The sequence below is a fragment of the Petrimonas mucosa genome, assembly GCF_900095795.1.
Taxonomy (GTDB): domain Bacteria; phylum Bacteroidota; class Bacteroidia; order Bacteroidales; family Dysgonomonadaceae; genus Petrimonas; species Petrimonas mucosa.
This window is the reverse complement of the sequence record NZ_LT608328.1, coordinates 1,411,551-1,434,200: the sequence shown is the minus strand read 5'-3', so window position 1 is coordinate 1,434,200 and position 22,650 is coordinate 1,411,551. Positions and strand designations below refer to the sequence as shown.

The window sequence follows — 22,650 nt, the reverse complement described above, 5'->3', positions numbered from 1 at the left end:
GTTGTAGAGGGGTATGAAAAACATCAAGGGGTCAGGTGTGAAATCACTTCACCTTGTCGCCATCGTATCCCCATTTCAGGTATACGCTCCCCCAGGAGAAACCGGCTCCGAATGCGGCCAGGATGATATTGTCGCCCTTGCGGAGCTTCTTTTCCCACTCCCACAGGCAGAGAGGAATTGTTCCGGCGCTGGTATTGCCGTAACGTTCGATATTGACCATCACCTTCTCCGGGGCAATCCCGGCACGAGTCACCGCCGCGTCGATAATGCGGATATTGGCCTGATGGGGAACAAACCAATCCAGCTCATCGAGGGTGAGGTTATTCCGCTCCATAATGTCGAGCGAAACCTGGGCCATATTGGATACGGCATATTTAAACACCACCTTTCCCTCCTGATATACGGTATGTTCATTCCGTTCCACCGTATCGCGGGAAGCGGGATATTTGCTGCCGCCAGCCTTCAGCTGCAAGGGAGCGTACCCCACTCCATCGGCACGCAGGATCGCGTCAATGATACCCAGATGCTCTTCGGTAGGCTCAATCATCACGGCACCTGCCGCGTCACCGAAAAGCGGACAGGTGGTACGGTCGGTATAGTTTGTTACCGAAGACATCTTGTCTCCGGCAATCAGGATAATCTTCCTGTATTTTCCGGTTTTGATAAAACCGTTACACACTTCAAGACCGTAGACAAATCCGGAGCAGGCCACCTCCATGTCGAAACAGAAAGCATTCTTTATCCCCGTATTTTCGGCTACGATTGACGCTGCAGAGGGGAAGAGATGATCGGGTGTTGTTGTCGCAAAGACCACCCCGTCTACCTCTTCAGGCCGGGTGTTTGTCTTCTCGAGCAACTCCCTTACAGCCTTTGTTCCCAGTACAGATATACCTTGCTCCTCCCCTTTCAGGATTCGCCTCTCCTTGATACCCACGCGGGTCATTATCCACTCGTCGGATGTATCCACCATCCTCGACAACTCCTCGTTGGTAAGGATGTAATCAGGAACTGCTGCTGTAATTCCCGTGATGACAGCGTTTAAATTTGTCATTATCCTGTTATATTGAAAAAAACCCCGAAAAACAAGGTTATTCAGGGTTCCATTTATTACGAATAAATGAGTTTATACCGCAACTTCTTTCTCAATTGCCAATTTTCCTCTGTAATATCCGCACTCGCCACATACTGTGTGGTAGATATGCCATGCTCCGCAATTGGGGCAGATGGCCATGGTTGGCATCTTGGCGTGGTCGTGCGATCTTCTTTTTCCTTGTCTTGCAGACGACTGTCTTCTTTTTGGATGTGCCATTTTGTATATTTATTATTAACGTTTATATTTAAAAATCATTCCAGGTTTAATCCTTTCAGACCTTCCCATCTCGGATCGATATTTTCTGTAATCTCTTCCTCATCGGCAAAATCTCCATCATCATCCTCCATTTCACCGCCATCATCATCCTCATCCCTGCTAACCGCCCGGTGTTTCCGGAGCTTGGAAGACATGGCCTTGTTACATTTTCCCGGTTCATGAACATGCTTGATGGGAATATCCAACACCACAAACTCATACAAGAACCAAGCGATATTGATCTCACCCTCCTCTTCGGGGATGATCACCACTTCGTCGCTCTCTTCGGAATATTCCCTGCCGAGCTTTACAATCAGGCGGTTTTGAGAATCTATCTCCTGATCCATATCATCGAGACAACGATCGCAAGGCACCTGGACAACTCCCTTCAGATCAAAATTGAACTCATACATGGACGATGTCTTTTTGATCGTCAGTGTTACGTTGACATGGCCTTTCTTCACCTCATCTCCATCAATCGCTTCGAAAAATTTTCTATCTAATTCATACTCATAAGTATGTTTTCCCTGCGAAAGATTTTTTAAAGGAATCTTGTATAAGCTAAACTTTGCCACTTTTTAACCTGAAAAATAAAGCGGTGCAAAGATAGTGATTTTTTTCTTCACACTGCTCTTTTTTTTACATTATTTATTTTCACGTATAAATGGACCCTCGCTGCCGCATACAATAACGGCAAGAGAGCACTTTCAAAAGATCAGGCCTTAAACTTTGCCGCGCTCTTCAAGACGATCTCCTGCATCTTGTCGAAATTCTCCTCGAGACTCTGCAGCAACTTGAACTGTGCTTTCGACCGGACCAGGTTATGGTTTCCGTACGAGATCTTGTAATAGTTATCTCCATCGATGTAATCTGTCAGAAAGCGTACAGTCTGCATGTAGGTAAGCAGCTTGGCACCAAAGGCAAGATTCTCGATCTCAATGTCGGTGAGGAAAGAGGCTGCATTTTCCAGATATCCGTTCGCATATCCTTCAAAGATCTCCAGATCAACCTCAACATTATCCAGATTGGGATCATCTTCCGCCCCCTTGTTCGCACCCGTACGGATAAAATCGCCGAAATCCGACAGGACATATCCCGGCATCACCGTATCCAGGTCCACCACGCACAACACCTCGTCATTTCTATCAAAAAGGATATTGTTCACTTTGGTATCGCAATGGTTGGTACGCTTGACCAGTTTGCCCTCCCGGTGCAGCCTCTCAGCCTTGCACATCTCGTCTGCACGGGCCTCCAGTTCGTTTACCAGTCCCTGCACCTCGGCGAGACGACCAACCTTGTTTGCCCTGACCGAGTCCCTGAATGTTTCCAGCCTCGACTCGATGTTGTGGAAGTTAGGTATGGTCTCAAACAGCGGACCACCCGGCAGGTCGGCCAACATCTTCTGGAAATCGCCGAAAGCCAATCCGGCCCTGTAGGCCAGTTCAGGATTTATCTCATCATAACTCTTGCTGTCCCTGATAAAGTCCATCATCCTCCAGTAGTTGCCGTCTTCATCCTGGCAGAAAAGCTTTCCGTCGGGTGTGGGAATGAGCGTCAAGACCCTGCGATCGACATCCTGCACTCCCGCATCCATCAACTTTTGTCGGATGTGCATCGTCACGCGCAAAATATTGTTTTGAAGTTGCGGAACATTTTTAAAGATGGCATGGTTGATACGCTGCAGTACATACTCTTTCTCTCCGGCTACCACCTTGAAAGAGTCGTTGATATGACCCGCTCCCAACGGCTTCACCTCAACGCCCTCGACATTGCCGGTAAACCGGGCTACAATCTCTTTTAATTTATTAACTTCTTGCATAATATTGATAAGATTATGATGCGTTACAAATGATCGCTTATTCCAGTTCCAATAGCCCGAAAAACTGCGGGACGTGAAAATTGGGCGAAGGCAGATCGATGGGGTTCCAACTGATAAAATGGGGCTGGGGAGTCTTGTCTCCACATTTATAGAAGTTTACCCTAATCTTTTTTCCCGACAGCTCCTCATCGTCACTAAAACCCATTGCCTGCCGTGGAATAGCCAGATATAGCGTCCAGTCGCTTACCTGCTTGCCACTTTCATATCGGTGCCGGATTGTGGAAAAACGGTCGATCGAAGCCATATGTCCGGTAAGGTTCTCCGCTTCGCTCCGGGTTTTATGTTTTGCTGCAAGCAGCGCCCCCAGCACATTACACTCGAAATTCCTGTAAACACTCTCTCCTTCACGCTGCATGAAGAACTCCACACAACTGTCTTCCCAGACCGAGCCGAAATCTTCGGTATTCACCGCCCGTATCTCCTCGCCAATCACCTCATAACAGAGGTAGATCCTTTCGCCGTCATGGGCAACCCTCACCGAGACCGGTAAAGATTTCGGGAACTCCTCTTTCCAGTTCACCCGGTCGATCCGGGCCACTGCCCCCGCTTCACGCAGCAGATTGATCCTGTCGAAAATGGTTTCACATTGTGAAATATGTTGCTTGGGTACTTTGAGGGTATTCATCATAGCAATAATTTTTCCCAAAAGTACCGGTTTTCGCCGGATTTAACAAAAAAGCCGGCCATTTTTCGTTAAAAAAATAACCGTCCCATCCTGTTTTACGGACCTTGAAGGCAACTCTGTCGAAACAAGAGAATTCTTTCAGATCTCCGGCCAGGCGTGCCCACTGTCTGGGAAGCAACTCCGTTGAAGCAAGAGACCAAAGAGGAGCTCTTCCGGATCCGGTTTTACAGATTTGCCGACAGAAACTTCCGGATCATCTCCTTGTCGACATTCCGCCGAACGGCATAATCGTTGAACTGATCTTCGGAGAGGGGACCGATAACGAAGTATTTCGACCGTGGATGGGCAAATACAAAACCGCTGACCGAAGCCGGAGGATTCATCATCCCATTTTCAGTCAACGTGATCCCGATCTCTTCCGTCCGGAGCATATCGTGCAGCAGGAAGTTCATCGTCTGGTCGGGAATGGAGGGATATCCCACTGCCGGCCGGATTCCCCTGAATCTCGATGCCAGCATGTCGGCGATCGACAGCTTCTCATCCGCCGCAAATCCCCAGTACTCTGTCCTGATCATGTAGTGCAGCCATTCGGTTGCAGCCTCGGCCAGTCGCTCGAGCAATGATTTCAGCAACAGAGCCGCATACTCATCCTCGTCGGCTTCGAAAACCTTCAGCAACTCCTCTGCACCAAATCCTGCCGTAACCGCAAAAGCACCGATATAGTCCTTTTTCCCCGAGGTTACCGGTGCAATGAAATCGCTCAGGCAGAGATATTCATCCTTCTCGCTCTTTTTCTGCTGACGCAGCATGGGAATGGAGATCCCTCCGGCCACTATGGTGTCGTTTTCACTATACGCCTCATAGAGTCCGCAAACAGCACGGATATAGTCGGCCTTATCATTTACCAACCTCCGGAGCATACTGCTTGCGTCGTCGTATAGTTTTGCCGCCTCCCTCGCTTTCTCCTGCTCGTCCTCCCTGAAACGGACCGCCCACGCATCGCGCTCTTCCGGCGTGTAGCCAGACTGTGCAATGGAGGCGAACTTTGCCGACAGGTTCCAGCCATGAAAGAAAAACTTCCAGTCGATATAGGGGATGATCTCCTCCACTGGGATCTGTTTCAGCACTTTCCGCCCCATCATCCTGGGCTTCTCGGCAACGAAGCCGCTCCAGTCGATCCTGAACCTCTTTTCACGCGCCTCTTGCAGCGGAACCAGCTCCACGTTTCGGTCCATGTTGTTTTCACGCAGTTCGGCATATTCATCCCGTATCTGCCGGAGATATTGCTCCTTCGATTCGGAATTCAACAGGTTAGCGGCTACGCCCGGACTCTGTGATGCATCCTTCACATATACCACAGCACCCCTTCTGTATTTCGGTTCAATTTTCAAGGCCGTGTGCAGTTTCGATGTAGTGGCACCACCGATAAGCAAAGGCATCTGAAACCCGGCCTTCTCCATTTCTGCTGCCACAATACTCATCTCTTCGAGCGACGGTGTGATCAGTCCGCTTAATCCCACAATATCGGGTTGCTCGCGCATAACCGTCTCGATGATCTTTTCAGGGGAAACCATCACCCCCAGATCCACAATTTCGTAATTATTGCACGACAGCACAATGGAAACGATATTTTTCCCGATATCGTGCACATCTCCCTTCACGGTGGCCAAGACAACCTTGCCCGCTTTCTGTGCCTCCCCTGAAGATTTCTCGGCTTCGATCACGGGCTGGAGAATGGAGACTGCCCTCTTCATGGTCCGGGCAGCCTTTACCACTTGCGGTAGGAACATCCTGCCTGAACCGAACAGCTCTCCCACCACGTTCATTCCTCTCATCAATGGCTTGTCAATCACATCCACTGCACGCGGGTATACGGTCAGCGCTTCCGCAATATCCTCCTCCATAAAATCACTTATCCCCTTGACTAGGGCGTAGCTCAGCCGCTCATCGAGGGGCAGCGAACGCCATTCGAGCACCTTCTCTTTCGACTCCTCGGCAGCCTTTCCCTTGATACTCTGGGCATACTCCATGAGACGCTCCGTGGCATCTTCCCTGCGATTGAAGATAATATCCTCCATCAACTCCTTCACCTCGGCAGCTATATCCTCATACAACACCGATTCTGCCGGGTTGACAATCCCCATATCCATTCCTGCCTGGATGGCATGGTAGAGAAAAACCGAGTGCATCGCCTCCCTGACGTAGCTGTTTCCCCGGAACGAGAATGAGAGGTTGCTCACCCCCCCGCTCACCTTGGCCCCCGGGAGGTTGGACTTGATCCACTTCACGCTCTTCAGGTAATCGAGAGCGTAGTTGCGGTGCTCCTCCATTCCGGTAGCGATAGCCAGCACGTTGGGATCGAATATGATATCCTGCGAAGGAAAACCGTTGCCGACCAGCAACCGGTATGCCCTTTCGCAGATCTCGATGCGGCGCTCGAAATTGTCGGCCTGCCCCTTCTCGTCAAAAGCCATCACCACCACGGCAGCACCATACGCCCTCACCTTGTCAGCCTCCTCCAGGAATTGCTTCTCGCCGTTCTTCAGTGAAATGGAGTTGACAATGGATTTTCCCTGCACGCACTTCAATCCGGCCTCGATCACCTCCCAGTTCGACGAGTCTATCATCACCGGGATCCGCGAGATATCAGGATCGGACGCCAGCAGGTTGAGGAAGCGGGTCATCTCACGCACACCGTCCAGCAGACCATCATCCATATTTATGTCGATGATCTGCGCACCATCCTCCACCTGTTGCCGGGCTATCTGCAGGGCCTCCTCATATTTCTCCTCCTGGATCAGTCGCAGAAACCTGCGGGAACCGGCCACGTTACAACGTTCACCGATATTCACAAAGTTGATTCCGGGCGTGAGCACAAACTCCTCCAGACCCGAAAGCCGCATCAAATTTGGCTGCTTCATCGGTTTCGGTGGCACAACACCGCTTACCAGTTCGGCATACTTCGCAATATGTTGGGGAGTGGTTCCACAGCAACCACCGATAATATTCACCAATCCCTCGTCGATATATTCCCTGATCTGGGCGGCCATCGTTTCGGGCGTCTCGTCATACTCGCCCAGCTGATTGGGCAGCCCTGCATTGGGATAGGCACTTATGTAAAAGGGAGAGACGCGTCGCAGCTGTTTTATATAGGGCTTCATATCGGATGCGCCGAATGAGCAGTTCAATCCCACCGAAAGCAACTGAACATGACTTACCGATATGAGAAAAGCCTCGATCGTTTGACCTGAAAGTGTCCTGCCCGCCTTGTCAGAAAGTGTCACCGAAAGTGAGACGGGGATACTCTTTCCATGCTTCCTGGCCACCTCGCCGGCAGCAAACAGGGCAGCCTTGGCGTTAAGGGTATCGAAAATCGTCTCGATCAGCAGGATATCCACCCCGCCCTCCACCAAAGCATCGATCTGCTCGAAATAGGCATCACGCAGATCGTCGAAGGTAACGGCACGATACATCGGGTTCTCCACGTCGGGACTCATCGATGCGGTCTTATTGGTGGGACCGATAGATCCGGCCACAAAACGGGGTTTATCCGGATCGAGCGCAGTAAACTTCTCTGCGGCCTTTCGTGCAATTCTCACCGCCGATGCATTGATCTCCCTTACCAGGTGCGACATCCCGTAATCTTCCATCGAAATGGCATTGGCATTGAAGGTATTTGTTTCGATGATGTCTGCACCGGCAGCCAGATAGCTGCAATGGATCTCCTCAATGATTTCCGGTTGCGTGATGCAGAGCAGATCGTTGTTCCCTTTCTGCAGCTTCGCAACATCCTTGAACCGTTCGCCACGATACCCCTCTTCAGTGAGTTTGTAGCGCTGTATCATTGTCCCCATTGCTCCATCAAGAATGAGGATGCGTGATTTCAAAATCTCATCTATCTTCATGTCAGTCTTTATCCAACGTTTAGGCGTGCACAAAGTAACAAATTAAAATGCTAAGTCCAAAACATTTCGCGTCAATCGACATATAGTGAGGGTTGTAGTAACCACACCTAAGGAGGTAAAAACTATGTTAGTTAAATGAATCCGAAATCTACAGAATCACTCCTGTTTGGAATACCCATGCCCCTATCCTAAACAGGAAAGTTTTCTCATTTCAATTCCACTATGGTACGATTGGAAGTCGAGCGTGGTGAGCATAACGTCTGCACTGCGTTATTTCAATTCCACTATGGTACGATTGGAAGAGAGTATTATCGTCAAATAAATTCGGTTCTATATGATATTGTATGGGTAAATTAAAATTGAATTAACTTTGTGGAATGAATTCAATAGCACTTTTCACTTTAGCATTAGGTTTGGAAAAACCGTGGATCATTACCAAAATAGATATTGATCCAAGCATATCACAGTTGGATATCCACATAGACTTTGAGCGAGGCTCAAAGTTTTTAATGCCCGACGGAGCTTATTATACAGCTTATGACAGTAGCGATCATACATGGCAACATCTGAATTTTTTCCAGTATCGCTGCTATTTGCATGCGCGCATACCCCGGGTAAAACAATCTGACGGCAAGACGGAGGTTCAAAGTGTACCTTGGGCACGAAAAGGAAGTGGTTTCACTTTATTGTTTGAAGCGTTCTCTATGTTGCTGATAGAGAAAGAAATGCCTGTAAGCAGCGTTGCTTCCACGTTAAAGGTTTACGCACAACGTATCTGGGGAATTTTCAATTATTGGGTAGAACGTGCACATAAAAAAGATATCCCTGAAAACTTAACTCAAATCGGTTTTGATGAAACTTCACAGAAGAAGGGGCATAACTACATCACACATTTGGTCGATTTGAACGAACGGCGTGTACTTTACGCCTGTCAGGGCAAAGGTTCTGATTGTATCGAAGAGAGCGTAAAGTATTTAGAAAGCAAACATGTAGATACCACTCAAATCGAAGATGTTTGTATAGATATGTCACCCTCTTTTATCGCGGGTTGCACAGCGTATCTTCCAGAGAGTCAAATAACATTTGATAAGTTTCACGTGGTAAAAGAGGTCAATAAGGCGATGGATGAACTCCGTAAATTAGAACGAACAGGAAATGAGCTGCTGAAAGGACATAAGTATACTTTTCTGAAAAAGAAATTGAGCGACAAACTACAAACAGAGAATGATATACTACTCGAGATGTATCCAAAGCTAGGGCAGGGATATTGGCTTAAAGAAATGTTTGAGGACTTTTGGCAGATAAAGGACACGGAAGAAGCAGAAAGCTATTTGGCCTTTTGGTGTGACTTTGCCATGGAATCTAAAATACAACCTTTTATCCGATTGGTAAATACCATTAAAGCCCACTGGAGAGGCATTGTGAGATATATAAAGAGTAAAATCTCAAATGGCATACTCGAAGGAATAAACTCAAAAATTCAATTGGCTAAAAAAAGAGCAAGGGGTTATAGAAACTCCCGGAATTTTATTAACATGATTTACTTTACCTGTGGCAAACTCAAATTTGACTACCCACAGTATTTCATATAGAACCATTAAACATCACACAATCATATCAAAAATAATTAACAAGTGGGTGGGTATGCTCCGGAATCCGAAAAGTGATTAAAAACAGGAAGTGCTAAAAATATCAATCACATTGTTAAGCTGTTAAGCCGGTAAATTGGGTGCATATGCTCCGGAATACCTTGTGTTTTTGCACCTCGCGACGAGACTGGGTGCATATGCTCCGGAAAAGGTGTCACCGACCCCTTTTCACCTCTTTATCCTATACTCATTCTTTACATTTTGTAAACACATAGGATGAATAAATGACCTAACGATTAAATATTAATGCAATTCCTTTCTTTCTGAATTATGGATATTTAGGGTCTGCTTATTAATTCCCAATCAGGCACACAATTTCATTTGTGGCCCGAGTGGATAAATGTTTATATTTCTCACTATCATTAACTTCTGTAGTAACGAGACAAAATAAGGTAAGGGAATATCCCTCATATGCCGGATCAGATTCATCACAAAAATGATAGCCCCTATCCAACTCCTTGACGTCGAGGAGAGTCTGGCCCGGATATCATTTAAACCATATCCACGCTTGCCTTGACCAAACTTCCCTTCAACCTGGTTGCGTTCTGCAGCCTCTCGTCGCTCTTTACGTTTTTGGTATTTGCTCTTGATCTCTTTTGCCGGCTTTCGTCCCAGTGGTTCCCCGGTGTAGCGGATTCTTTTCTCTTTCAAGAACCGTCTGTTCTCCCGGGTAAGATATATCTTGTCCACCTGAACCAGCTCCGGATACTTCCCTGTCAGCTTCCTGAAGCGTTCAACCTGTGACTGAAGATCCTGCCCCTCATTGAACGCATCCCAGTGGAAATGATCTACCCTGGCATAGCCATCCAACAGACTGATGTTGATCTTTGCTCCAAACTCCGTCTTGGCCTTGGCCTTGCCACGGACAATAGGGCGAACATGCGGCTGATGAATGCTCACGATGCGATCTTCTACCTGATGGCTCTTCTTCTTGTACATTGTCTCCTGTTGTTCCAGCAGATGCTGGATGACAAAAAAATATTTCAGTTGCCGCCTCTCGAAAGGAATCGGTTCATCCTTTATGGTGTCCAGCATCTTGTTAATAATCCGTACATCCCGTTTCAGGTAGTTGATCTGCTTGCGTATCGCTTTTCGTAACACGTTGGCTGGTTTTCTCTTCATTTTCGACACATTCAGGAACTCCTTGCGCGCTGCTCTCCTGTATGTGCGGGGTTTATCCTGAACTCCCAGTTTCAAACACAGTTCATCAATCAGTTCTTCTGCCTTTTGACGGCTTTCGTTCAACAAATCCAGGTCTGTGGGATACTTAATGTCCGCATCACAGACCGTTGCGTCCATTTGAAGCTTACCCTTGTTACCCGGATGCGGATCGTCATCATGATCATCTCCATCTTCATCTTCATCATCCTTCGTAACCGTGTCAGCCTCTTCTTGTTTTGCCCCGGCTTTTAGCTTTAATCCCTTTCTTATCAAATCATCTGTCAATGATTCAAAGACGTCCAGATCGATTCGCTTTCTGATAGAGACCAGCAGTGACGGTGTCATCACCTGTTCATAGGTGAAAGCTTCGAGACCAAGAAAATACTGCATGTAAGGATTCTCCTGGATCATCTCTATCACCCCGCGATCGTCCGTCTTCATGATGTGTTTGATGATGATCACTCCCAGCACAAGCCTGGCATCTTTGGTGGGGGCACCCCGGTTGCTTTTGAAGTTCTGTAAGCATTCGGTGATGTCCGTATTTGATTCTATGATTTCCTGGTCTAAGAAAGTGGACTTTCAAAAACCTCCAAAACATTCGGAGTCGATGTGGAGTTTTTAGGGGTTTCTCCTGGAGTAGTTGCCCGGGAGCAGTTCTGCAAGATCTCTGGTGTAGTCTTCGTCATAGTCGTGGATACGACTCAGCACATAAACCATCCAGTCACGGAAGTTCACATCGGCAGCCTTGCAGCACCCCAGCAATGAATACATGACTGCAGCATCCTCGGCAGCATCATGGTTACCGCAAAAAAGGTAATTCTTTCTTCCCAGGGCCAGGCCTCTCAGGCTGTTTTCGGCGAGATTATTGTCAATGCGGTATCTGCCATCCAGGTGGTAACGTGTCAAACGGTGGTAGATGTCATAAGTGTACTTTATCGCCTTTCCTATCGGGCTCTTGGGCAGAACCTTTTCATATTCACGCACCAGCCACTTTTCAAAGGCAACCATGATGGGGTAAGCATGACTCTCCCTGAGATTCGCCCTCTCCTGGCAAGAGAGTTTCTTATCATCGGCTTCCCTTTCCACCTCGTAGAGAAGGCCGATCTGCTCAAGGGCATATTCGGCCCTGGACCTGTCATTTTTCAATGACTCTTCAAACTTCCTTCTGGCATGGGCCCAACATCCAAGGGGCAGTACGCCCTGTTTCTGCTCGTAGATCTTGTACACGCCGTACCCGTCCGTCTGCATGGCACCACTGAAGTCTTTCAACAGGGACAAGGCAACATTCTGGGCCCTTGAACCATGGTCATAATGGAAGAAGAGCTGTGAGTCCATGACGGAACGCACCATCCACATGTATCCATTGACGGTTTTATGCTTCTCGTTATTGATCACGGGCACGGTTGTCTCGTCCACCTGGATGTAATCGGTGGCAAGAACGAGCTCCTTGAGACGATAATAAAGCGGTCTTAGTAAATCGGCCGTATCTTTGAACCAATCATTGACCGTGGGTGGTGGCAGATTGGCACCCATCTGCTTCATCATCTGTATCTGGCGGTAAAAAGGGAGATGATTTACATACTTGTTTATCATCAGCTCCGCCAAAAGTGAGGCTCCGGCATAGCTGCGTGCGATAGGCCGGTATCTTGTCGGCAGGGATGCCGTAACAATGGGAGAAGGCTCCTCTCCAGACTCCTGTGATGGCTTGTTTTTTAAAACTGAAATTCCCGCTTTTTTCTAACCAGATTATTGTCAATCACACGTAATTTACTGATAAATAGTGAAAATATTTTGGAAAACCCTTGTTTTTCTCAAACAATATGGTTACATTTGTAACCATATTGAAGATTCATTGTCATGGGAAAAAGGGTCATCGAGATCAAGGCGAAGAATGGAACGGTATATCTCTACGAGGATGAGTCATACTGGGACAGGGAAAAGGGTTACTCAACGCACAAGCGCACCTGTATTGGCAAGAAGGGGGCAGATGGTGAGGCTATTTACAACACTTACTATAGGAACCGGGAAAAGATGCATCAACTAGCCGCAGAGGTAAAGAAGCCCAACGAGGTATCCAACACCACATTCGTTGGAGAGACGATGATACTTGACAAGGTGACCCGGGATACTGGTGTTTCACGCGTTTTGACCGAGAGCTTCGGGGAAAATGATGCCCGCAAGATCATCGCGTTGTCTTACTACCAGATATGTCGGGGGAAGGCATTGAGCAACGCGGAAGACTGGTTGGAGCAGCGCGGTTTGGGGAATATGGGGTTGAGTTCACAAAGGGTATCCGAATTGCTCGAGAGATTGAAGCAAGACAAGGTGAACACGTTCTTTCAACTCTGGGCGGGGGAACACGCGGAAAAAGGGAGCCAGCTATTCGATTTGACCAGCGTGAGTACCTACGGCAAACGAAACCCTTACGCGGAGTACGGGTACAACAGGGATAGGGAAAACCTCGAGCAAATCAACCTGGCACTGCTGACCTCGTGTGGGAGCGGGCTGCCTATGTGGTACCAGGTGCTCCCCGGGAGCATGTCCGACAAGGTGATCCTGGATCAGGTGTTGTCGATGATGAAGAAGATGGAAGTCCCAAGGTTTACCTTCGTGGGTGATCGCGGTTTTTATAGTGACTACAACCTTGAGCTGTTGTCACGCGAGGGCTACAAGTTCACCATCCCGGTGCCGTCCAATGTCGCATGGCAAAAGAAATTGATCGCGGAACATCGCGACACACTTGTGCGCCCGGGGAACCTGATCGAGCAAAATGGGAGTATCATGTACGGGAAGACCATCTACAAGACTACCCCTGCTCATGGCAGAACCTGGTATCACCTGTATTTTGACCCCGCGAGAAAAGACAAGATCATAGCCTCTTTCATGCAAAAGCTAAGGGCTTTGAAAGATGAGCTGGAAGCAGACAAGCTTGTAGAATCACACCGGACGATGTATGAGCGTTACTTCATCGTCAAGGAGACCCCCGTTCGGGGCCGGTCGGTGAATTATAACGATGAGGCGATACAGGAGTTCATCAACAGTGACAGTTGTTACTGGGTACTGATCTCTACCTCAGCCAAAACGGCGGTTCAGGCACTGGAACAATACCGGGAGAGAAACGGTGTGGAATTGTACTTCGATGATGAGAAGAATCTCCTGGACTTGAGACGCCTGAAGAACCATAGCGAGCAGACGATCAAGGGTAAAATTTTCGTGACCTTCATCTCTCTGATCATCCTTGCAAGGTTACGAAAAATGGTGGGCCAGATTGACAAGAAGAAACGCAAACACTGGTCTGAACAAGATATGTTGCGCAAGGTGGAAACTTATGCAAGGGTTCACTTCGAGGGAAAATACAAGGATGTGTACTCCACACCCACCGCGGCTCAGCGACTAGTCTTCGACCTCCTGGAGATACCATACACCTTCAAGGGTAAGGAAAGAACATCGGGAAGAGAGCTGTAAATATGGTTACAAAAGCACGGGATTTTCGGTTATTAACATGATTTACTTTACCTGTGGCAAACTCAAATTTGACTACCCACAGTATTTCATATAGAACCAAATTTTTCTATTTTAAATCACTACTGACCGACAAAAATATTTAGAAAAAAGTAGGGGTTCCACCTAAGTTTCACCCCTAAGTTGTAAATTTGTATTGCAACGCAAATTTTCAACTATGAGCAAAGGTAAGACAAAAAATTTAGTCGGTCAGCCGATTTTTAAACAAATTGTAAAAATGCTGCCACGCGAGCAGTTTGACTTATTGGTACAACAATGCGGTAGCGACCGTTATTATAAAACCTTTTTTTCATGGGATCAGCTAATTGTCATGCTATTCGGGATATTTTCACGCTGCGATTCGATGGGCGAAGTGTGCGACAGCATGCGAGCTTTGGAAGGCAAATTGAATTACCTGAATATGGACTGTTCGCCGGCTAAAAGCACTGCAGGCGATGCTTTGCGCGACAGAAGCGAAGAGCTTTTCAAGCTTTATTATTTTGCATTGATAGCTTATTTTCGTCCGCTTTTGTCGGTCAGCCGAAAAAAAGATGTGAGTTTTGAAGAATTCTACGCCTTTGATTCAAGCACATTCACTCTGTTTTCGGAAGTCATGAAGGGTGTTGGGCGCAACCGTAAAGATGACGGCAAGAAAAAAGGCGGGCTAAAAGTGCATATGCTGACCGACATACACGCCGACACGGCGGTTTTTGCCACTATCAGCGAAGCCAAAATGCATGACAAAAAGTTTCTGGCACATCTAAATCCGGCAAAAGGCAGTATGTTGGTTTTCGATAAAGCCTACAACTTTTATCAGCAGTTTGCCGATTGGACAAGGGAGGGCGTAAATTTCGTCTGCCGCCTGAAAGATAATGCCAAAGCCCAATTACAGGAGGTTCTTTTTGAAAAAAATCTCACAAAAGAAGAATTTGGCGTTTATAAGATAGGACACATTCATTTGGAGTATAAGCGAGAGAAGAAACCCGAAACGCTATGTCTTCGCTTGGTTTACTACAAAGACGAAAAAGGCAGAAAGTACAAGTTTATCACCAACAATTGGGAAATAACGCCCGAAGAGGTGGCTTTGATTTATAAATACCGCTGGACGATAGAGTTGACGTTCAAGAAACTGAAACAAAACTTTCAGTTGCATTTCTTTTACTCAGAAACAGAGAACGGAATAAAAACGCAAATCTGGTGTACGCTGATTGCACACTTGCTGTTGAACGTTGTAAGGGTTTTGTCCGAAAGCAAAAAAGCGTTTTCAACCATTGCTGCTTTGATCAGGATACACCTAATAAGCCATTTGAACTTAACATGGGTAGTAACCGAAGGACGCAGAGCCTACACTAAACGCACAAAAAGTAGAAATAAAAGTCCAGCAAACGTGCAGATGTCGTTGTTCTAAGTGGGGGGGTAGCTTTTTGAAAAAAGGCAAGCAAGAAATACAACTAATTAATAAACAGTAAACTAAAAATAAATATCGACTGATTTTAAGTTTAGTCGGTTAATAGTAAAAATTTAACTATAATAAACAAGAAAAGAAACGAAAAAAATGATCAATTTTTTAATGAGAAAGCCATATCCATTCACCAGCTGCAACTTACTGCTTAACACCTTCACCTCTATAGGGGAAGTGGACTTTTTGTTTCATCTTCAGGAGAAACCGGCGAAGCCAGACTACGATCCAGGCGACCAGCAGCCGAACACCGAGAATCCACCATATCGATACGCCCAGGGCGACAAAGAGCAGGTTATCCTCGATTACGGAGTGCGAGACGGCCAGGTGGTAGTTCAACAGTTCGGCATCCTTCCGGCTTACCTTTCCCTCACTCATCTGGTCAATCATCAATGCTCCTCCATATGCCAGGCCGACAATATAACCGATAAGCCAGAGAAATCCAGTGCTTGCAGGCAATCCGAAGAACCGCAACAGCGGCTCGATGGCCTTGGAGAGTTTTGTAGTCAGGTTGTGTTGCTCCAGAAGCTTGTAGAGAACATTCAAGGAGGTGATGATTGTAAAGATCAACAACGACATCTGGAAAGATCCCTTCAACCAGAGGAGCAGTACGTCGGCGATAGAGGTCATTGCCTCGGCATCTATCTTGACGAAAAGAGGCATCCCCATGTCGGCGGGAAGAATATGGTTAAGTGAAATGCCAACAAGAATGCTGACAACAACCCGCAACGAGAACATAGACCAGAAGGAGGTTCCCGTCTTTGCCTGAATGGCGCTTTCAACCGGCAGGCTGTGGGCGATCTGGCACATCAGCGCCAAAATGGTCAGTTCACGCAGGGGCACCGTCATCGACATGATGATCGCCAGCGGAGCATAAAGGGGAAGAAAGATACTGGTGATGAATATAATTGCAGTGCTCCCCGGCAGGCCGAGATGGAGGAAAACGGGATCGAGAAATTGTGCAACGAATGCCAATATCCCAAAATAATCGAGAAACCTGACCAATAAGGAGATGGGCAAGATGATCTTGAGCAACCAGAGTGTTGTGTTTCCCGATTTCTTTATGGAGGGGAGAACTATATCCTTGAAAAAGCTCATTTCTTAAACATCCTGTCCATTGATCGCTTATCCTCTTTTTCCTTCAGCGATTGCCGCTTATCGTACTGTTTTTTACCTTTGGCAACGGCAATGACCAGTTTTGCCAGTCCCTTCTCGTTGATGAACAGACGTACCGGGACGATGGTAAATCCGGTCTCCTTGGTGGCACGGAGAAGCTTCCTCAACTCGCTCTTGTTCAATAACAGTTTCCGGTCTCGCCGTGCCGCGTGATTGTTGTAGGTTCCGTAGAAGTATTCGGCGATATGCATGTTCCTTACCCAGAGTTCGCCTCTTTCAAAGAGGCAATAGGTATCCACCAGGCTGGCCTTGCCCAGGCGGATCGATTTTATTTCGGTCCCGGTAAGTACAATACCTGCGGTATAGGTATCCAGCAGTTCGTAATCGAACGTGGCTCGCTTATTCTTTATATTTATGGGTGTTTGTTTCATTTTCATTCAAACTTTCCAACGGCATACATCAACCGGGAAGTATGGTCATCAACGATTTCAACAGGAGCGACAAACCAACTGGGACAACAACAATCAACAGTGACGCAATAACAGTGACACTCAGTTTTTTGTTCGCAGTTACACATAAAAACACTTCAGCACCCGCATAGACTACATAGAGCGTATAGATTGCGGCGAACCACAGATAGCCGGCCCCGTGGAGCAGCGGCATCAGGAAGAACAACAAGTATACCACCACCGACGAATAACCAACAAAGAGTTGTGCCACATGCAACTGCTTGACCAACCCGAATCTCGGAAAGAGCTCATTCAGCAGATACGACACAAGGTAAAATCCGCCGAAGAGGGCAGACACCAGAATAATTACCTGCTTTAATCCCCAGTGGATGCCTCCGTTATCGGTCAGCCACATTCCGCCGACAAATGCAGGAATGGCAATGAATCCAAATACCGGAAAGAGGAAATTACTGATAAAATCCTGTTGCTCAACATCCCTATCTGCAACCCTCCTCCATCCTCTGTGAGGAGCGGCGATAAGAAAGAAAATCGCTTGAATGATGTTTTTAACCATTCCCCTTTGATTTTGAAGTGCAAAGGTAATGAATTATTGTATTATCTTTGAAAAAAACCGCCGGACGATGTAAGGTTTTTCCCGGTCAGTCGTCTATAGAATTGTATGAACGCTCAGCAATTTCAACATCAGATCCTGTGCTATTCCGATAAACTGTACCGGATGGCACGCTCGGTACTAAAGGACGAAAGCCTCTCGAAGGATGCCTACCAGGAGTTGATGGTACGGTTATGGGAAAAACGGATAGATCTGGAGGCAGTGAAAAACCGGCAGGCCTTTCTGTTCACATCGATGCGAAACCTCTGTATCGATCTGCTGCGAAAGCAACAACCTAACGGGGAGATCCCCAAAAACATGCCATATTCCGAACCCTGCCCCCATCAACTTGCGGAAGAGGCCGACATGGTGAATATGATCAGTAGAATGATTGACATGTTACCCGAGATGCAACGAACCATAATCAGGATGAAGGATGTTGAAGAGATGGAGACTGCAGAAATTGCAGAGATTTTGTCATTGACAGAGAACGCGGTTACCGTAAACTTGTCGCGAGCCCGAAAAAAGCTTCGCGAGATGATTCTAACCCACCAAAAACAGGAGAGAGTGCTATATGAACAACAATATCGATAACATATTGAACAGCTATTTTGAGGGCTCGGCCTTGCCTGAAGAGGAGAGACAGCTGAAAGAGTATTTCAGGAGCAACACTGTTCTTCCGGAGCATGAGGTTTACAAGCCACTTTTTGCAGCTTTCGACAGGGAGAGGCAGATTGCTGCCCCCCAGTTTGAAGTTCCGGCCAGTAAAAAGAGCAAACCCAGGCTATCCAAAGTCTTATGGAGCGCCGTAGCAGGTGCAGCCGCAATTATTTCCCTAGTAATCATTCTCTTTCCAATAAAAGAGGAAAACGGAGTATCGCCCGATGACTATACGGTCTTCATCAACGGAAGAGCAGTTACCAACCCCAGGAAAGCGCAGCAATATGCCGACAAGATGTTTATGCAAGCATATGAAATCATACGTACCAGCTACCAGCCCGTAGTAGAGGTAAACGCGATACAAAACGAGATGGATGCCGACAAGATCTTCCGGAACCTGTCTCAAAAGATCAATTATATCGAAACTGGAAATCAACAATAACAAATAAAAAAAGTAACAATGAAGAAGATTCTATCAATTACACTGATGATGCTTGCCTTTGCCGCCGGCACATCGGCTCAACAACTCGAAAAGTTGTTCGAGAAGTACATGGAAGATGAACGGTTCAATTATGTCTATCAAAAAAAGCCGGGTATGGTAGAGAGACTGAACGATGCCGGAAGCCCCGATCTCTGGGTCTTCGAGAAATCGAACGCAAGCCTGGGACGCCGGATGCTCACACTAAATGGGGGGGAGAAGTCACTCGAGGAAAGCTTTACCCGGGAGGTGGAAACAGCTCTCAAAGCTGACAAGTACGAACAGGTTTCAATCGTGCGAAACGGGAAAAACCGGGTAGAGACATATGAGAAGATTACCGATCAGGGAATAGCCAAGGTGAACTTTATAAAAAATCCAGGCAACATCATGGTGACGTTAAATCTCTATGCCCAAAAAAAATAACTACTACTCTTAAATTATCATACTGTTACGGGAACTGGATGCAATATCCGGTTTCCGTTTTTCTATTTTTGATTATCTTTGTCCATCAAACGAGCAAAGAAAAACAGATGCAGCCAGCCAAACCCTACCGCGATTTTGCAGAATTCCTCTCACAGAAATTTGCCTTTAAGGTGCAGAAAATTTCCATCAATGCCGGCTTTACTTGTCCGAACAGGGATGGGAGCAAGGGTCGCGGCGGATGCACCTATTGCAACAACCAAAGTTTCAGCCCGGGGTATGGAAAGCCCACCAAAAACGTTTCGGAGCAGCTGCGCGACGGGATCGGTTTCTTCTCGCACAAGTACCCGGAGATGAAATATCTGGCCTATTTTCAATCGTATACCAATACATACGACACGATTGAGAAGCTTACAGCCCTATACGAGGAGGCACTCGCGTACCCCGACGTAGTGGGATTGATCGTCGGCACACGCCCCGATTGCATGCCCGGGGAGCTGCTCGACTATTTTGAGGAACTCGGCAGGGAGAGATTTCTCCTGATTGAGTATGGCGTGGAAAGCACTCTCAACAAAACACTGGAAAGGATCAACAGGCAACACAGCTGGGAAGAATCGGCAGAGGCGATCATCAAAACGGCCGAACGGGGTATCCCGGTGGGTGCGCACCTCATTCTTGGGTTGCCGGGGGAGACGTATGACGATATCTTGCGACATGCCGATGAAATCTCCAGATTGCCACTGACAACCGTCAAGCTTCATCAACTGCAGATTATCAGAGGAACGGCAATGGCAAAGGAGTACCGGTTGCTCCCCGAGTCATTCCACCTGTTCGAGCTCGACGAGTATGTGGATCTCTGCGTAGATTTCTCCGAACGGCTCAATCCCTCGTTCTACATTGAACGGTTTGCCTCGCAATCTCCCCCGTCACTGCTGATTGCACCCGATTGGGGAGTAAAGAATTATGAACTGACCGACAAGGTGATGAAGCGGTTCCTGAAAAGGGAGACCTGGCAGGGACGGAAGTTCAGTGTAAAGGATTCATAATATCTAATTACTAATAAAAACAATGTTACGACAACGATTTACATTATTGATGATCTGCATGCTTGTTGCCTGCTGCAAGGTGGCCGCGCAAGAAGTACTTTCACCACATGGCTTAACGGTGAATATGCTACAGAACACAGACCAGGCTTTCCTGAATGGATATCTGGCAGATACTCCACTGGAGAAGGCAATGCTCTATCGGGAAAACTGGCAGTTTGCCGAGATATCTACCAAGCGACCGGTCTTCGGATGGAGGTTCGGTTCAGATCAGGAGAACAGCTATCAGACGGCCTACCGCATACTGGTAGCTTCTACCCTGGAGTTGTTGGAGAGTGAGAAGGGCGACATGTGGGACACCGGCAAGATTGAGAGCGACCACTCTCTCCACATCTTGTACGAGGGAAAAGAGCTCACGCCCGGAGCGGTCTACTTCTGGAAAGTTAAGACCTGGGACAACCACGGTAGGGAGTCGGATTTCTCAAAAACGGCACGGTTCAAGATGGCCGACAAGCTGGTCAACTACGCAACTGACAGGTATCCTATCCAGAGAGAGGACAACTATCCGGTTCGTTTTGAAAAGTTGAATGGAAACAGCTATTTTGCAGATTTCGGAAAGGACGCCTTTGGAAGGCTGCGAATCAACCTCTACTCCGACAATGATGCCGACAGCGTGATTATCCATTTGGGTGAAGCGGTGAAAGAGGGTCGGATCGACCGGTCGCCAGGTGGCACAATCCGTTACTCACGCTATACGGTCAAACCCCGGAAAGGGTGGAACACCTATCTGATCGTGATTCGTCCCGACAAGCGGAATACCGGTCCCCAGGCCGTCCTGATGCCCGAGTATATCGGCGAGGTTACCCCGTTCCGATACTGTGAAATTGAGAACTACTCCCATCCCCTGCAAGAGAAGGACGTGGTGCGGGAGAGCGCCTCTTATCCCTTCAATGAGCACGACTCCCACTTCCATAGTTCCGATACGGTACTGAACCAGGTGTGGGAGATCTGCAAATACTCCATTAAGGCGACCTCATTCCTGGGGGTTTACATCGATGGCGACAGGGAGAGGATCTCTTACGAGGGTGATGCGGTAATCAATCAGCTGTCTCACTATAGCGTGGCTCGAGAGTATAACATGGCCCGATACTCCCACGAGTATCTGATCCACCACCCCACCTGGCCCACCGAATGGATCCTGCAATCGGTACTGATGGCGTGGGAAGACTACATGTATACCGGGAACAGGCAATCGATGGAGCACCATTATGCCGATCTCAAGGCCAAGACATTGACGACACTTGCGGACAAGAACGGATTTATCAGTACAACCACCGGAAAGGTTACCCCCGAAGTTCTGGAATCGATCCATTTCAAGGGACAGCTGCGGGATATTGTCGACTGGCCACATACCGGCATCCTGGGACTAGAAAAGGAGGAAGGGGGTGAAACCGACGGTTTTGTCTTTACAGATGTGAATACCGTGGTCAATGCCTTCCACTACCGGGCATTAACACTGATGGCGCAGATTGCGGAAGCCCTGGGCAAAGGCAACGACCAGAAATTCTATCAAGAACGGGCCGACCTGCTCAAACGCTCTTTCAACACCTATCTTTTTGACAGGAAGAGAGGGGTCTATGTAGACGGTATCGGCACCAACCATGCTTCGCTCCATGCAAACATGTTTCCGCTCGCATTCGGACTCGTTCCTGAAAAGCATCGCCAGAGCGTGGTCGATTTTATCCGTTCGCGCGGGATGGCATGCAGTGTATACGGATCGCAGTTCCTGCTCGACGGCATTTATGATGCCCACGATGCGGAGTATGGACTGAAACTGCTCACCTCGACAGCCGAGAGAAGCTGGTACAACATGATCCGTGTGGGCTCAACCATCACATTGGAGGCATGGGACAACAAATATAAGCCCAACCAGGACTGGAACCACGCATGGGGAGCCGCGCCTGCCAACCTGATTCCCCGCAAACTGATGGGGATAGAACCGATGGAGCCCGGATTCAGGAAAATCAGGATCAAGCCCCAACCCGGCGAACTCGGTCACGCCGAGATAAAACATCCCACCATCAGGGGTGATGTTACGGTAGGGTTCGTCAACCAGCCCAACCGGTCGTTTCAGCTCGAGGTGGAGCTCCCGGCCAATACCACGGCCAACATCTACTTGCCTTTCTATTCGGGAAAACAGACAGTGCGCATGGATGGCAAAACCGTAACATACAAAAGGGAAGGAAACTTCTCGGTCATTGAAAATGTAGGTTCTGGAAAGCACCGTTTCTCGGTTGAGAGATAAGAGAGGTGACCTCAACCGGGGAGGGAGCTCGGCCGGAAGGCC

The 22,650-nt window shown here is 47.7% G+C and carries 18 protein-coding genes and 1 pseudogene; 8 read left to right on the top strand and 11 right to left on the bottom strand.

Annotated elements, in window-relative coordinates; translation table 11 throughout:
- Positions 1–43: 43 nt before the first annotated feature.
- The 6 genes from ING2E5A_RS05670 to metH all read right to left on the bottom strand — a co-directional run bounded on the left by ING2E5A_RS05670 (position 44) and on the right by metH (position 7,757).
- A complete protein-coding gene (locus ING2E5A_RS05670) occupies positions 44–1,051 on the bottom strand; it encodes a beta-ketoacyl-ACP synthase III (RefSeq protein WP_071136575.1) in 1,008 nt (335 codons plus the stop codon).
- Positions 1,052–1,123: 72 nt separating this feature from the next.
- The gene (gene rpmF, locus ING2E5A_RS14995; RefSeq protein WP_083373212.1) at positions 1,124–1,309 is read right to left on the bottom strand and encodes a 50S ribosomal protein L32; all 186 of its coding nucleotides are present in this window, start codon (positions 1,307–1,309) and stop codon (positions 1,124–1,126) included.
- 35 nt (positions 1,310–1,344) lie between these two features.
- A complete protein-coding gene (locus ING2E5A_RS05665) occupies positions 1,345–1,923 on the bottom strand; it encodes a YceD family protein (RefSeq protein WP_071136574.1) in 579 nt (192 codons plus the stop codon).
- A 140-nt stretch (positions 1,924–2,063) separates the two neighbouring features.
- A complete protein-coding gene (locus ING2E5A_RS05660; protein WP_071136573.1) occupies positions 2,064–3,167 on the bottom strand; it encodes a phosphotransferase enzyme family protein in 1,104 nt (367 codons plus the stop codon).
- A 37-nt stretch (positions 3,168–3,204) separates the two neighbouring features.
- Positions 3,205–3,855 (bottom strand): carbohydrate-binding family 9-like protein, encoded by a 651-nt coding sequence (locus ING2E5A_RS05655; RefSeq protein WP_143102466.1) that lies wholly within the window; start codon positions 3,853–3,855, stop codon positions 3,205–3,207.
- A gap of 221 nt (positions 3,856–4,076) precedes the next feature.
- On the bottom strand, positions 4,077–7,757 hold the full coding sequence (gene metH / locus ING2E5A_RS05650; protein WP_071136572.1) for a methionine synthase: 3,681 nt from the start codon (positions 7,755–7,757) through the stop codon (positions 4,077–4,079).
- Between the two features lie 377 nt (positions 7,758–8,134).
- Here metH and ING2E5A_RS05645 point away from each other — a divergent pair, with 377 nt between their 5' ends.
- Positions 8,135–9,349, top strand: coding sequence for an ISL3 family transposase (locus ING2E5A_RS05645; protein WP_071136571.1), 1,215 nt, complete (start codon positions 8,135–8,137; stop codon positions 9,347–9,349).
- A gap of 360 nt (positions 9,350–9,709) precedes the next feature.
- Here ING2E5A_RS05645 and ING2E5A_RS05640 read toward each other — a convergent pair whose 3' ends face one another.
- Positions 9,710–11,101, bottom strand: a complete 1,392-nt coding sequence (locus ING2E5A_RS05640; RefSeq protein ID WP_394332597.1) for an IS5 family transposase — start codon at positions 11,099–11,101, stop codon at positions 9,710–9,712.
- A gap of 84 nt (positions 11,102–11,185) precedes the next feature.
- A pseudogene (gene tnpC / locus ING2E5A_RS05635) lies at positions 11,186–12,280 on the bottom strand (IS66 family transposase); the annotation flags it as partial.
- A 144-nt stretch (positions 12,281–12,424) separates the two neighbouring features.
- On the opposite strand from tnpC, the gene ING2E5A_RS05630 reads away from it, so the two are divergent.
- Positions 12,425–14,032, top strand: coding sequence for an IS1634 family transposase (locus ING2E5A_RS05630; RefSeq protein ID WP_071136568.1), 1,608 nt, complete (start codon positions 12,425–12,427; stop codon positions 14,030–14,032).
- A gap of 214 nt (positions 14,033–14,246) precedes the next feature.
- On the top strand, positions 14,247–15,476 hold the full coding sequence (locus ING2E5A_RS05625; RefSeq protein WP_083373209.1) for an IS4 family transposase: 1,230 nt from the start codon (positions 14,247–14,249) through the stop codon (positions 15,474–15,476).
- 195 nt (positions 15,477–15,671) lie between these two features.
- Here the strand turns inward: ING2E5A_RS05625 and ING2E5A_RS05620 are convergent, their stop codons facing one another.
- The 3 genes from ING2E5A_RS05620 to ING2E5A_RS05610 are packed head-to-tail and all read right to left on the bottom strand — an operon-like array spanning position 15,672 to position 17,666.
- A complete protein-coding gene (locus ING2E5A_RS05620) occupies positions 15,672–16,625 on the bottom strand; it encodes a nucleoside recognition domain-containing protein (protein ID WP_071136566.1) in 954 nt (317 codons plus the stop codon).
- The gene (smpB, locus tag ING2E5A_RS05615; protein ID WP_071138216.1) at positions 16,622–17,074 is read right to left on the bottom strand and encodes an SsrA-binding protein SmpB; all 453 of its coding nucleotides are present in this window, start codon (positions 17,072–17,074) and stop codon (positions 16,622–16,624) included. Before smpB ends, ING2E5A_RS05620 begins: the two co-directional genes overlap by 4 nt.
- Positions 17,075–17,102: 28 nt before the next feature.
- Positions 17,103–17,666, bottom strand: coding sequence for a hypothetical protein (locus tag ING2E5A_RS05610; RefSeq protein ID WP_071136565.1), 564 nt, complete (start codon positions 17,664–17,666; stop codon positions 17,103–17,105).
- Positions 17,667–17,771: 105 nt separating this feature from the next.
- On the opposite strand from ING2E5A_RS05610, the gene ING2E5A_RS05605 reads away from it, so the two are divergent.
- The 5 genes from ING2E5A_RS05605 to ING2E5A_RS05585 all read left to right on the top strand — a co-directional run bounded on the left by ING2E5A_RS05605 (position 17,772) and on the right by ING2E5A_RS05585 (position 22,608).
- Positions 17,772–18,296: an RNA polymerase sigma factor gene (locus ING2E5A_RS05605; RefSeq protein ID WP_071136564.1), complete on the top strand. Its 525-nt coding sequence runs from the start codon at positions 17,772–17,774 to the stop codon at positions 18,294–18,296.
- Positions 18,277–18,804, top strand: a complete 528-nt coding sequence (locus ING2E5A_RS05600) for a hypothetical protein (protein ID WP_071136563.1) — start codon at positions 18,277–18,279, stop codon at positions 18,802–18,804. The genes ING2E5A_RS05605 and ING2E5A_RS05600 overlap by 20 nt, the downstream gene beginning before the upstream one ends.
- 18 nt (positions 18,805–18,822) lie before the next feature.
- Positions 18,823–19,263 (top strand): DUF4252 domain-containing protein, encoded by a 441-nt coding sequence (locus ING2E5A_RS05595; RefSeq protein ID WP_083373208.1) that lies wholly within the window; start codon positions 18,823–18,825, stop codon positions 19,261–19,263.
- A 107-nt stretch (positions 19,264–19,370) separates the two neighbouring features.
- The gene (locus ING2E5A_RS05590; protein WP_071138215.1) at positions 19,371–20,306 is read left to right on the top strand and encodes a TIGR01212 family radical SAM protein; all 936 of its coding nucleotides are present in this window, start codon (positions 19,371–19,373) and stop codon (positions 20,304–20,306) included.
- Between the two features lie 22 nt (positions 20,307–20,328).
- A complete protein-coding gene (locus ING2E5A_RS05585) occupies positions 20,329–22,608 on the top strand; it encodes an alpha-L-rhamnosidase-related protein (RefSeq protein WP_071136561.1) in 2,280 nt (759 codons plus the stop codon).
- Positions 22,609–22,650: the final 42 nt, after the last annotated feature.